The organism is Burkholderia sp. KJ006, assembly GCF_000262695.1.
GTDB lineage: Bacteria > Pseudomonadota > Gammaproteobacteria > Burkholderiales > Burkholderiaceae > Burkholderia > Burkholderia vietnamiensis.
Genome location: NC_017921.1, coordinates 615,264 through 627,746, shown reverse-complemented (window position 1 = coordinate 627,746; position 12,483 = coordinate 615,264). Strand labels below are relative to the sequence as shown.

11 protein-coding genes are annotated in these 12,483 nt (G+C 68.4%); 2 read left to right on the top strand and 9 right to left on the bottom strand.

What is annotated here, in order from left to right; translation table 11 throughout:
• Positions 1–37: 37 nt before the first annotated feature.
• On the bottom strand, positions 38–1,063 hold the full coding sequence (araH, locus tag MYA_RS16915; RefSeq protein WP_041494045.1) for an L-arabinose ABC transporter permease AraH: 1,026 nt from the start codon (positions 1,061–1,063) through the stop codon (positions 38–40).
• A 195-nt stretch (positions 1,064–1,258) separates the two neighbouring features.
• Between araH and MYA_RS16910 the strand changes: the two genes are divergently transcribed.
• Positions 1,259–2,353, top strand: coding sequence for an IS5 family transposase (locus tag MYA_RS16910; protein ID WP_009961431.1), 1,095 nt, complete (start codon positions 1,259–1,261; stop codon positions 2,351–2,353).
• Positions 2,354–2,510: 157 nt separating this feature from the next.
• Here MYA_RS16910 and araG read toward each other — a convergent pair whose 3' ends face one another.
• The 6 genes from araG to MYA_RS16880 form a co-directional block, all read right to left on the bottom strand.
• Positions 2,511–4,073 (bottom strand): L-arabinose ABC transporter ATP-binding protein AraG, encoded by a 1,563-nt coding sequence (araG, locus tag MYA_RS16905; RefSeq protein WP_041494252.1) that lies wholly within the window; start codon positions 4,071–4,073, stop codon positions 2,511–2,513.
• 20 nt (positions 4,074–4,093) lie between these two features.
• Entirely contained in the window at positions 4,094–5,098 is a 1,005-nt protein-coding gene (locus MYA_RS16900; RefSeq protein WP_014724284.1) for an arabinose ABC transporter substrate-binding protein, read from the bottom strand.
• 80 nt (positions 5,099–5,178) lie between these two features.
• Complete coding sequence (locus MYA_RS16895; RefSeq protein WP_011881177.1) at positions 5,179–6,108, bottom strand: Gfo/Idh/MocA family protein; 930 nt, start codon at positions 6,106–6,108, stop codon at positions 5,179–5,181.
• A 24-nt stretch (positions 6,109–6,132) separates the two neighbouring features.
• The gene (locus MYA_RS16890; RefSeq protein ID WP_014724283.1) at positions 6,133–7,062 is read right to left on the bottom strand and encodes a dihydrodipicolinate synthase family protein; all 930 of its coding nucleotides are present in this window, start codon (positions 7,060–7,062) and stop codon (positions 6,133–6,135) included.
• Positions 7,063–7,112: 50 nt separating this feature from the next.
• A complete protein-coding gene (locus MYA_RS16885) occupies positions 7,113–8,471 on the bottom strand; it encodes an MFS transporter (RefSeq protein WP_014724282.1) in 1,359 nt (452 codons plus the stop codon).
• 155 nt (positions 8,472–8,626) lie between these two features.
• Positions 8,627–10,378 carry an IlvD/Edd family dehydratase gene (locus MYA_RS16880; protein WP_011881174.1) on the bottom strand — a complete coding sequence of 584 codons (1,752 nt, stop codon included), beginning with the start codon at positions 10,376–10,378 and terminating at the stop codon, positions 8,627–8,629.
• Positions 10,379–10,492: 114 nt separating this feature from the next.
• On the opposite strand from MYA_RS16880, the gene MYA_RS16875 reads away from it, so the two are divergent.
• Positions 10,493–11,443 carry a LysR family transcriptional regulator gene (locus MYA_RS16875; RefSeq protein ID WP_014724281.1) on the top strand — a complete coding sequence of 317 codons (951 nt, stop codon included), beginning with the start codon at positions 10,493–10,495 and terminating at the stop codon, positions 11,441–11,443.
• A gap of 92 nt (positions 11,444–11,535) precedes the next feature.
• Here the strand turns inward: MYA_RS16875 and MYA_RS16870 are convergent, their stop codons facing one another.
• Positions 11,536–12,012, bottom strand: coding sequence for an OsmC family protein (locus MYA_RS16870; protein ID WP_014724280.1), 477 nt, complete (start codon positions 12,010–12,012; stop codon positions 11,536–11,538).
• A 94-nt stretch (positions 12,013–12,106) separates the two neighbouring features.
• Positions 12,107–12,481 carry a hypothetical protein gene (locus MYA_RS31840; RefSeq protein ID WP_162471377.1) on the bottom strand — a complete coding sequence of 125 codons (375 nt, stop codon included), beginning with the start codon at positions 12,479–12,481 and terminating at the stop codon, positions 12,107–12,109.
• Between the last annotated feature and the right edge of the window lie 2 nt (positions 12,482–12,483).

Here is a 12,483-nt window from a genome sequence, read left to right as displayed (position 1 = left end):
TCTGTCTCGTTCGCAGGCGGCCGCGCGTTCGCGTCGGTCACATCTTCATCGCGCGCCGCTGGTTGCGACGATACTGGTCGAACAGCACCGCGAGCAACAGAATTCCGCCGCGTATCAGATATTGGTAAAAGGTCGGCACGTTCAGCAGGCTCATCGCGTCCTGCACCGAGCCCATGATCAGCACGCCGACCAGCACGCCGGAGATCGTCGCGACGCCGCCCGTCAGCGACACGCCGCCGAGCACGCACGCGGAGATCACGCCCAGTTCGAGGCCGACCGACGTTTTCGGGTCGCCGAGGCTCATCCGCGACGCGAGCATCACGCCGGCGAAGCCGGTCACGAGCCCCTGCAGCACGAACACCATGATCTTGATGCGCATCACCGGCAGCCCGGCGAGCAGCGCGGCCTCGCCGTTGCCGCCGACGGCCAGCACGTTCTTGCCGAACACCGTCTTGCGCAGCAGGAAGCCGAACACGACGAAGCCGACGATGTTGCTCCAGATCGGATACGAGATGCCGAGGAACGAGCCGCCGCCGAGATCGAAGAAGCGCTCCTCGGAGATCATCACCGCATCGCCGTTCGACGTGATGAACGCGAGGCCGCGCACGACCTCCATCATCGCGAGCGTGACGATCAGCGAGTTGATGCGCCAGCGCGCGATCAGCACGCCGTTGACGAGCCCGACCGCGCCGCCCGCGAGCACGCCGGCCACGACGCCGAGCACGACGCTGTGCGTCGCCGTGATGAGCGTCGAGGCGACGACGCCCGAGAACGCGACGATCGACGCGACCGACAGGTCGACTTCGCCGAGCGCGAGCACGAACATCATCGTCACCGCGATCGAGCCGATCAGCGTGACCGACAGCAGCAGGCCCTGGATGTTGCGCGGCGTGAGGAAGTCCGGCACGGTCGCGGACAGCACCGCGAACAGCACGATGAACACCATCACGATGCCGGAGCGGTTGATCAATTGCCACGCGCCGCCGCGCGCGCGCGGCGGTACGGCCGCGGCCGCGGAATCGGGGGACGGAGAACTACGTTGGGGTTGCATTGCCTGGCTCATATCGATTGCTTCCGGTTGACTGCGGGCTAGGGCCTGTTCACGCCAATAACGGGCTTGCGCCGGCCCCACGACCGAATTTTTTCCAAACAGGCCCTAGCAGGCTGTTGAAATTGGATACGGTGTAAACGGGCGTTGCGAGCGGTGCGTTAGAGATATCGTGTTCATGATCTTGGGCAGACGAGAGCGATGCGCGGAATGGACGAGATGCAAGAACCGCTGTTCACGACGGTGAAGCTGGAAGACTTCGTGCCGGCCGATCACCCGTTGCGGCCGCTTCGGCTGCTGGTCAATCAAGCGCTGAAGCGGCTCAATGGGCTGTTTGGCACGATCTACGCGGATAGCGGCCGTGCGTCGATTGCGCCGGAGAAACTGCTGCGTGCATTGCTGCTGCAGGTGCTGTACTCGGTGCGCAGCGAGCGCATGTTGATGGAACAGATGCGCTACAACCTGCTGTTCCGTTGGTTCGTCGGACTGGCGATCGAAGACGCCGTCTGGGACCACTCGGTGTTCTCCAAGAACCGTGATCGTCTGCTCGAGCACGAAGTGGTCGAAGCGTTCTTTACCGAAGTCATGAGCTTGGCCGACAAGCAAGGGCTGCTGTCCAGAGAACACTTCTCGGTCGATGGCACGCTGATCCAGGCTTGGGCCAGCCACAAGAGCTTCCGGCCCAAGGACGGCTCGGACGATCCACCAGCCGGCGGTGGTCGCAATGTCGACACCGACTGGAAGGGCAAGCGGCGCAGCAACGATACGCATGAATCGAGCACCGATCCGGACGCGCGCCTGTTCCGCAAGGGGCGGCAAAGCGGAGCCATCCTTTGTTATCAGGGGCACATCCTGATGGAGAACCGCTCGGGCTTGGTGGTCGGCGCGGTGGTCAGCCACGCTGACGGTTTCGGCGAACGCGCAAGTGCGTTGCGCTTGCTCGATTGCGTGCCGGGCCGTCACGCCAAGACGCTCGGCGCCGACAAGGGTTACGACATGCGCGACTTTGTGCGGGACTGTCGTGCGCGCAAGGTGACGCCGCATGTCGCGCGCAACGACGCGCATCAAGGCGGCAGCGCGATCGATGGCCGCACCTCGCGGCACGCCGGTTATGGCATCAGCCAGGTGATTCGCAAGCGCATCGAAGAGCACTTCGGCTGGGGCAAGACCGTCGGCAGGATCCGACAGACCGCGTATCGCGGCATCAAGCGAGTCGACCAGCACTTCAAGCTGACGATGCTGGCGAGCAACCTGACTCGAATGGCTCGAATACTGGCAGCGGTGCCGCAGGGAGCAGCGCGATGAGCCGCCCAACCGTAGCTGTTGCGCGGCAACGCGCCGGCCGGCCCGCTCGCAAGCGGGGCATCCGGCACGATTCGTCAGCAACTCAGCGGCCAATCGCATACGAAACCCTTTTAAACAGTGCCCCGATCGTCGGAACGAGGCGCTTTTCAACAGCCTGCTAGCGCGGCAGCGCGAGCTTGATCAGCGTGTCGGGCGTCGCCTGCGCCTTCGCGACCTCGCCCGCGATGCGCCCTTCCTTCATCACGATGATGCGGTCCGCCACGCCGATCACTTCGGCGAGATCGCTCGACACGATGATCACGGTGCGGCCCGCTTCCGCGAGTTCGTAAAACAGGTTGTAGATTTCGGCGCGCGCGCCGACGTCGATGCCGCGCGTCGGCTCGTCCATCAGGAACACGTCGATGCGCTCGGCCAGCCAGCGCGCGAGCACGACCTTCTGCTGGTTGCCGCCCGACAGCGCGCCGATCGGCGTGTCGCCGTCGCGCGTCTTGATCGCGAGCCGCTCGATGTACTTCTGCGCGAGCTCGCGCTCGCGCCGCCCGTCGAGCAGCATGCGCGCCGGGCTGAAGTGGCGGCGCGCGCTGATGTTCAGGTTGTCGGCCACCGACGCGATCGCGACGATGCCCTCGTGCTTGCGGTCCTCCGGACACAGCGCGATACCGGCGCGCACCGCGTCGCGCGGGCTCCTGAACGCGACGCGCGCGCCGCCCAGCTCGACGTGCCCGCCGGTCGGACGCACGGCGCCGTACAGCAGCTTCATCAGCTCCGAGCGGCCTGCGCCGACCAGCCCGAAGAAGCCGACGATCTCGCCGCGCCGCGCGGCGAACGACACCGGCTCGGACAGGCCGGGGCCGGTCAAGGCCTTCGCCTCGATCATCACGTCGCCGGCCGCGCGCGGCCGGTAGCCGTAGACGTCCTCGATCGAGCGGCCGACCATGCAGCCGATCAGCCGGTCGCGGTCGAGATCGGCGACCGACTCGAACGTCTCGATCCGCCGGCCGTCGCGGAACACCGTCACGCGATCGCACAGCGCGTCGACCTCCTCCATCCGGTGCGTCACGTAGATGATCGCGCGGCCCTGTTCGCGCAGCGAGCGGATGATGCGGAACAGCTGCGTCGTCTCGCGCGCCGACAGCGAGCTGGTCGGTTCGTCGAATGCGATCACGCGCGCGTCGCGCATCAGCGCCTTGCCGATCTCGATCATCTGGCGCTGGCCGATCGACAGGTACTTCACCGGGATGTCGGGATCGATGTGCTCGCCGAGCCGCTCCAGCGCGTCGAGCGCGCGCACGGCGAGCGCGCGTTCGTCGACCACGCCGAGCCGGCTCGGCAGTTGGCCGAGCATCAGGTTTTCCGCGACCGTCAGCTCCGGCACCAGGTGCAGTTCCTGATAGATGATCGCGATGCCGGCCTCGAGCGCCGCGCGCGTCGACGCGAAACGCTGCTCGGTGCCGTTCAGCGTCAACGTGCCGGCCTGCGGCTGGTTCACGCCGGACAGCACCTTCAGCAGCGTCGACTTGCCGGCGCCGTTCTCGCCCATCAGCCCGTGCACCTCGCCCGCGCGCACCGCCAGCGACACGCCGTCGAGCGCGCGCACGCCCGGGAACGTCACCGTGATGCCGTCGAGCGCGAGCAGCGCGCCGCCGGCAGGCGGCGTCGCGGCGCCGGGCGTGGCCGCCGCGCCGTTGCCGGGCGCGGCCGTGATCGTCTGCATCGTCATCGCGTCGTCGCCCCGCACGTTCAGATGCCCAGCTCGGCGCGCACCGCCTGCCAGTTCGCGCGCGTCATCAGCTTGCCGCTCGTCTGCGTGTCGGCCGGCGGCATCTTGCCGTTGCGGATCCAGTCGACGAGGTTCTGCGTGCTGTCCTTGCCGTGGTTCGTCGAGCTGACCGCGATCGTCCCGTAGAAGCCGGTCGGCTCCTTCTTCTGGAACTCGGCGAACGCCTCGCCCGCACCGTTGATGCCGACGCCGATCACGTCCGCGGCCGGGATGTGCAGCTGTTCGGTCGCGCGCACCGCGCCGAGCACGGTCTCCTCGTTGAGCGCGTAGACGACCCATTTCTTCACGTTGGGATGGCGCGCGAGCACCGGCGCGGCCGCGCTGAAGCCGCCTTCGTCGTCGGTCGTCTTCTGCGGCGCGTCGAAGATGTTCTCCTTGCGGAAGCCGTTCGCGAGCAGCGCCTGCGTCGCGCCGTCGGTGCGCAGCTTGGCAGTCGGCAGCTCGTAGTTGGTGATGCGCAGCGCGCCGACTTCCTCGGGCTTCCAGCCGCGCCGCTTCATCTCGTCGGCGATCGCCTGGCCGACCTGGTTGCCGATCTTGGTCGCCGACATGCCGAGGTGCGGCACGTTCGGCAGCGGCTTGCCGGTCGAGTCGACGAGCTGGTCGTCGACCGTCACGAACTTCATGTTGTAGCGCTTCGCGCGCGCGGCGATCGCCGGCCCGAGACGCACGTCCGGCGCGCAGATCACGAAGCCCTGCGCGCCCTGCGAGCCGAGGTTGTCGATCGCGGCCAGCACCTTCTCGCCGTCCGGCGTGCCGATCTTCACGACCGAGAAGTTCTCCTTCTGGCCGAGCGCGGCGGCCGCGTTCTGCTCGTTGATGAACCATGCCTGCTCGGGCATCTTCACCAGGAAGCCGATCTTCAACGGCGCGTCGGCGTGGGCGGCGCCCTGCATCCCGAGCGGCGCGATGCAAAGCGCGGCGAGCAGCGCGCGCAGGGTGTGTCGGCGAATCGTGCGGTTCATGCGTGTCTCCTTGTATTGGCTTGGGTCTTCAAGTTGCTTCGTGCGCGGCCGCGCGCAGGATGGCGCGCGCCGGCACGGGTTCAGCGGCCGAACGCGTCGGTGCCGACGCGTCGCCCGAACAGGAACGCGTCGGCGACGAGCCGCAACGGCCGCGCGTCGACGTCGCTTGCACCGCGGGCGATCAGCGCGTGGAACTGCGCATACAGCGCCGCATATTCACGCTGCGGCCCGAGCTCGACCGGCTCGCCGGCGATCGACAGTTGCGCGCCGCCGCGGCTGATCGCGAGCACGCCGTCGGACGTGTCGACCGCGATCTCCCACTGCTCGACGGGGCCGTGCCGCCAGTCGAATTCGGCGTGGACGGGCACGCCGTCCGTATCGGCGCAATCGAGTTCGGCCGCGATCGGCATCTGCGCGTCGCTCGGCACGTACAGCGTCGCCTCGCGCAGCACCAGCTCGCGCGGCAGGATCCGCGTGACGATCGACAGCGCATTGATGCCGGGGTCGAACACGCCGAGGCCGCCCGGCTCCCAGATCCATTGCTGGCCCGGATGCCAGCGCCGCACGTCCTCCTTCCAGCGCACCTGCACCGCGCGGATCGTGCGCGTCGCGAGCCACGCGCGCGCCGGTTCGACGGCGCTCGCGCAGCGCGAGTGCCAGGTCGCGAACAGCGTGAGGCCGCGCTCGCGCGCGAGCGCGTCGAGTGCGGCCACTTCGCCGAGCGTCGCGCCCGGCGGCTTCTCGAGCATCACGTGCTTGCCGGCTTCGAGCGCCGCGCGCGCCTGCCCGTAGCGCACCTGCGGCGGCGCGCACAGCGACACCGCGTCGAGTTCCGGCTCGGCGGCCAGCAACGCGGGCAGGTCCTGATAGTTGCGCACGCCGTTGACTTCCGCATGACGGCTCGCGCACGCGGTCAGCGCGAACCCCGGCTCGGCGGCGATCGCCGGCAGATGCTGGTCGCGTGCGATCTTGCCGATCCCGACGACGCCCAGCGAAATCACCTTGCTCATCTGCGCTTCTCCTTTGCGGTTCGGTCAGTGCGCCCAGCGCAGCACGAGCGGATCGAGCCGGCGCGCGATCGCGATCAGTTCCGCGCGGGTGTCCGGATGCAGCTCGGGCATCGGATGCCGCGGCCGCTCGCATGCGATCACGCCGCCTTCCTTCATCAGCGCCTTGGCGGTCAGGATTCCGGACTGGCGGTTCTCGTGGTTGATCAGCGGCAGCCACGTCTGGTAATGCGCGAACGCTTCGTCGTGGCGGCCGTCGCGGAACGCTTCGAGGATCGGCCGGATGCCGTCCGGAAAGCCGCCGCCGGTCATCGCGCCGGTCGCGCCCGCGTGCAGGTCGGCGAGCAGCGTGATCGCCTCCTCGCCGTCCCACGGCCCTTCGATCGCGTCGCCGCCGAGCCGGATCAGTTCGCGCAGCTTGTTCGCGGCGCCCGGCGTTTCGATCTTGAAGTACGCGACCTGCTCGATCTCGCGCGCCATCCGCGCGAGCAACGGCGCGGACAGCACGGTGCCGCTCGCGGGGGCGTCCTGGATCATGATCGGGATGTCGATCGCATCGGACACGCGCGCGTAGAAGTCGAAGATCTGCGCTTCGGGCACGCGAAACGTCGCGCCGTGATACGGCGGCATCGCCATCACCATCGCCGCGCCGAGCTGCTGCGCGCGCAGGCTGCGCGCCGCACAGACCTGCGTGCCGTAGTGCGACGTCGTGACGATCACCGGCACGCGGCCGGCCACGTGTTCGAGGATGGTGCGCGTGAGCACGTCGCGCTCGTCGTCGGTGATCGCGAACTGCTCGGAGAAGTTCGCGAGGATGCACAGCCCGTCCGAGCCGGCGTCGATCATGAAATCGACCGCGCGCTTCTGGCTCGCGAGGTCGAGTTCGCCGGTGTCGGTAAACGTCGTCGGGACGACGGGGAAAATGCCGCGATAGCGCGGCGTGCTGCTCGATGTCATGGTTCGGTCCTGCGTCGGTCGAAGCGGCGGTCAGCCGCAAAACAATCCATTCATGATTCGCGGGCGAAGGCGCGCGCGGCCGGTTCGGGCGTGCGCAGCGCCGCGCGCACGACGAACGTCATCAGCACCGCGAACAGCAGCGTCGCCGCGAGAAAGTACAGGCCGGCCGCGAGGCTGCCGGTCGCCGCCTTGATCAGGCCGATGCCGTACGGCCCCGCGTAGCCGCCGAGATTCGCGAGCGAGTTGATCGCGGCGATACCGACCGCCGCGCTGGTGCCGCTCAGGAATTCGCCGGGCAGCGCCCACACGACCGCCTGGATCGAGTAGAGCGAGAACGCGGTCAGGCAGATGAACGCCAGCTGCAGCGCGGGCTGCCGCACCCATGCGCTCGCGGCCATCGTCAGCGCGGCCGCCGCCGATACGACGACGATGTGTCCGTAGCGCTCGCGCTTGCGGTCCGAATGACGCGGCACGATCAGCAGGCCGAGCACCGCGAACAGGTACGGCACCGCGGACAGCAGCCCGGTGGCCGCATCGCCTGCGCCGAATGCGTGAATGATCGTCGGCAGCCACAGCGACAGCCCGTAGATGCACAGCGGAAACGGCAGGAACAGCGCGGCGAGCAGCAGCACGCGGCGATCGCGCAATGCGGCGAGCGGGTTGCGGTGCGAATCGGGGCGATACGTGTCGCGGTCGGCGGCGAGCTGGTTCGCGATCCAGCGGCGCTCGACGTCGTTCAGCCAGCGCGCGTGCGCGGGCGACTCCGGCAGCAGCCGCAGCGTCGGCCACGTGAGCAGCACGGCCGGCAGGCCGCTGACGACGAACAGCGTCTGCCAGTCGGACAGGCCGAACAGCCCGTGCGTCGACAGCAGCCAGCCGGCGAGCGGGCCGGTCACGATGCCGGCGAGCGGCTGCGCGAGGACGAGCAGGCCGATCACGCGCGCCCGGTCGCGCATCGGGAACCATTGCGTGAGGAAGTACAGGATGCCGGGATAGAGGCCGGCTTCGGCCGCGCCGAGCAGGAAGCGCAGCACGTAGAAGCTGGTGGGGCCTTGCACGAGCGCCATCGCCATCGTGATCACGCCCCACGTCGCGAGGATGCGTGCGAACCACACGCGTGCGCCGAAGCGGCCGAGTGCGAGGTTGCTCGGTACTTCGCAGAGGAAGTAGCCGATGAAGAAGAGTCCGGCGCCGAGGCCGTACGCGGCGTCGCCGATGCCGACCGCCGCGTTCATGTGCAGCTTCGCGAAGCCGACGACCGTACGGTCGACGTACGCGACCACGTAGATCAGCGCGAGAAACGGCACCAGCTTGCGCGTGAGCAGGCGGGTCAGCTGCCGCTCGTCGACGGCTGCCGGCGAGTCGGACTGTTCCGCCGCGGGGTGCGCGGGCGTGTACTGCGTCGTCATCTTGTCTCCTGTCGGTCCACGTTGGCGCTTCAGCGCCTACGTGGACCCCATGCTTCGCGGTCGGTCCGCATTGGCGCTTTTGCTCGCACCCGGCGCATATCCCGATCTCCACCCGACCGCACCGCGCTCCTCATCCCTACGCCGCCACCCGCCGTTCAATGCGAATGGCTCGGCACGTCCGCGCCGCGCGTGCCGACCAGGAAGTCGAGGTCGCAGCCCTCGTCGGCCTGCAGCACGTGATCGATGTAAAGCCGCGCATACCCGCCCTTGCCGAGCTGCGCGGATACACCGGGCGCCGCCGTCGGATCGACGTCGGACAGCCGCCGCTGCAGTTCGTCATCCGTAATGTCCAGATGCAGCGTGCCGGCCTCGCAGTCGAGTTCGATCCAGTCGCCGTTGCGCACCGCCGCCAGCGGGCCGCCGGCCGCCGCTTCCGGCGCGACGTGCAGCACGACCGTGCCGTACGCGGTGCCGCTCATCCGCGCGTCCGAGATCCGCACCATGTCCTTCACGCCCTGGCGCAGCAGCTTCGGCGGCAGCCCCATGTTGCCGACCTCCGCCATCCCCGGATACCCGCGCGGCCCGCAGTTCTTCAGCACCATCACGGAGCTGGCGTCCACGTCGAGCGATTCGTCGTTGATCGTCGCCTTGTAGTGCTCGAGGTTCTCGAACACTACCGCGCGGCCGCGATGCTTGAGCAGCTCGGGGCTCGCCGCCGACGGCTTCAGCACCGCGCCGCGCGGCGCGAGATTGCCGCGCAGGATGCAGATGCCGCCGTCCGCGATCAGCGGCCGGTCGAGCGGACGGATCACCTCGTCGTCGTAGTTCGGCGCTTCGCGCACGTTGTCCCACAGCGACTTGCCGTTGACCGTCAGCGCGTCCGGATGCGGCAGCAGGCCGCCTTCGCCGAGCCGGCGCAGCACGGCCGGCAGGCCGCCCGCGTAATAGAACTCCTCCATCAGGAAGCGCCCGGACGGCATCAGGTCGACGATCGTCGGCGTGTCACGGCCGATGCGCATCCAGTCCTCGAGCTCCAGCGGCACGCCGATGCGGCCCGCGATCGCCTTCAGGTGGATCACCGCATTGGTCGAGCCGCCGATCGCCGCGTTGGCGCGGATCGCGTTCTCGAACGCGGCGCGCGTCAGCACCTTCGACAGCACGAGCCCTTCGAGCGCCATCTCGACGATGCGGATGCCCGACATGTGCGCGAGCACGTAGCGGCGCGAATCGACGGCCGGAATCGCCGCGTTGTGCGGCAGCGCGACGCCGAGCGCCTCGGCCATGCACGCCATCGTCGACGCGGTGCCCATCGTGTTGCAGGTGCCGGCCGAGCGCGACATCCCGGCTTCGGCCGACAGGAAGTGATGGAGGTCGATCTCGCCGGCCTTCAGCGCTTCGTGCAGTTGCCACACGGCCGTGCCCGAGCCGATGTTCTTGCCTTCCAGCTTGCCGTTCAGCATCGGGCCACCCGACACGACGATCGCCGGCACGTCGCAGCTCGCCGCGCCCATCAGCAGCGCCGGCGTGGTCTTGTCGCAGCCGGCGAGCAGCACGACCGCGTCGATCGGGTTGCCGCGGATGGCCTCTTCGACGTCCATCGATGCAAGATTGCGCGTGAGCATCGCGGACGGCCGCAGGTTCGATTCGCCGTTCGAGAACACCGGGAACTCGACCGGAAAGCCGCCCGCTTCGAAGACGCCGCGCTTCACGTGCTCGGCCAGCTTGCGGAAATGGGCGTTGCAGGGCGTCAGTTCTGACCACGTATTGCAGATGCCGATGATCGGCCGGCCGTCGAACTCGTGATCGGGGATGCCCTGGTTCTTCATCCAGCTTCGATACATGAAGCCGTTCTTGTCATTGGTGCCGAACCATTCGGTGGAGCGCAGCCTGGGTTTTGTTGCCGACATCGTCAGTCCTGTGGTGACGGGATACCGGCGCAGTCTAGGCAGAATTTTGATAACTCGCTAATGACGTTTTAGGCGATTACGATATCGATTCCGATATCGATATAAACCCGTACGATGACCGAAGCCAGCCCGTGGGGAAACCGCAATCGCCTGAAGACGCGCCAGTTGCTGCTGGTCGTCGCGCTCGCCGACGAAGGCAGCATTCACCGCGCGGCGGCCGCGCTGAGCATGACGCAGCCGGCCGCGTCGAAGCTGCTGCGCGAGCTCGAGGAGTCGATCGGCGCGGTGCTGTTCGAGCGGCTGCCGCGCGGGATGCGGCCGACGCTGTACGGCGACGCGCTGATCCGCCACGCGCGCGCCGCGCTCGGCAGCCTCGATCAGGCGCGCGAGGAGCTGGCCGCGCTGAAGGCCGGGCATCTCGGGCATGTCGCGGTGGGCGCGATCACGTCGCCGGGCCTGCGGCTGGTGCCGCCGGCCGTCGCGGCCGTGAAGGGCACGCACGCGAACGTGCGCGTGTCGGTCGCGATCGACACCAGCAACGCGCTGCTCGAGCACCTCGCGCAGGACAAGCTGGACATCGTGCTGGGCCGGCTGTCGGCCGAGCACGACAAGCTGCATCTGCGGTACGAGCCGCTGACCGGCGAGCCCGTCGCCGCGGTCGTGCGGCCGGGCCATCCGCTGCTCGCGCAGGCGCCGCTGTCGCTCGCCGACGTGCAGCGCGCCGCGTGGGTCATGCCGCCGGCCGGCAGCGTGCTGCGCCATCGCTTCGAACTGGTGTTCCAGCGCGCGAGCCTCGCGCCGCCCGTGAACGTGGTCGAGACGGCCGCACTGCTGTTCATCACGCAGCTGATCGAGCAGAGCGACATGATCGCGGTGCTCGCCGAGGATGTCGCCACGTACTACGCGCGCCACGGGATCGTGTCGGTGCTGCCGCTGCAGATGGATTGCCGGATGGACGATTTCGGGATCATCACGCGCACCGACCGGCTGCCTTCGCCGGCCGTCGAGGTGATGGCCGATGCGCTTCGGGCAGCGGCGCGCGACGTGTATGGTGTCGCGCTCTGAGGTGGGGGAGCGGGTTGGCGGGGATGGCGGGTGGGTCGGCGGGCACGGGTGGCAGGCTTGCCGTGTCGCGCGCCGCCGTTACGCGTTACGCGTTACGCGGCCGCGGACTCGATCACCGGTTCGCAGCGGATCTGAAAGTCGACCGAGTTCGCGATATAGCACTTCGCATGCGCATCGTGATGCAGACGCGCCGCCAGCTCGCGATCGTCGCCCGCGCGGATCGTCACATGCGGATGCAGCACGATTTCGCTGAAACAACCGTGATCGGGGCCGTCGAGCATCGTTCCGTGCGCGTCGTCGAGATACGCGAGCACGCGGACGCCGGCCTCCGCGCAGAGATGCAGATACCAGAGCTTGTGGCACGCCGACGCCGACGCCACCAGCAGATCCTCGGGGTTCCAGCGCTGCGCGTCGCCGCGGAACGCAGGATCGGACGAGCCCGGAATGTCGGGCTTCGAACCAGCGCGAATCACGTGATCGCGGCCGTATTCGCGATACCCGGACGTGCCGCTGCCGCGGTTGCCGGTCCACTCCACAGCCACGCGGTACTTGTGTTCGCCATGCGCCATTTCGATCTCCTCGGTGACGGAACGTGAGGCCGCCATTGTGACACCGGAAGGGGGGTGATTCGGCGGGCGGGTGCGCGATTGGTCACGCGGTCGGTCACGACGGCGGGTTTAGGCTTCGTGAGCAGCCATAGCGCGAGCGGGCCGATGGCGTGCGCGGTCTGGCCGTCTGGCCCGTTTCCCGAAGCGCCCGAAGCGCGGGCATACCGCGGCACTCGTGCGTCGCGCGTCGCGCGTTGCGCGTTGAGCATTGAGCGCCGGACTTCGGACTTCGGCCATGGGCTTCGGCTTCGGCATCGGCATCGGCTTCGGCATCGGCTTCGGCATCGGCTTCGGCTTCGGCTTCGGCTTCGGCTTCGGCATCGGCATCGGCTTCGGCTTCGGCTTCGGCTTCGGCTTCGGCTTCGGCTTCGGCATCGGCTTCGGCTTCGGCATCGGCTTCGGCTTCGGCTTCGGCTTCAGCGTTGGCCATCG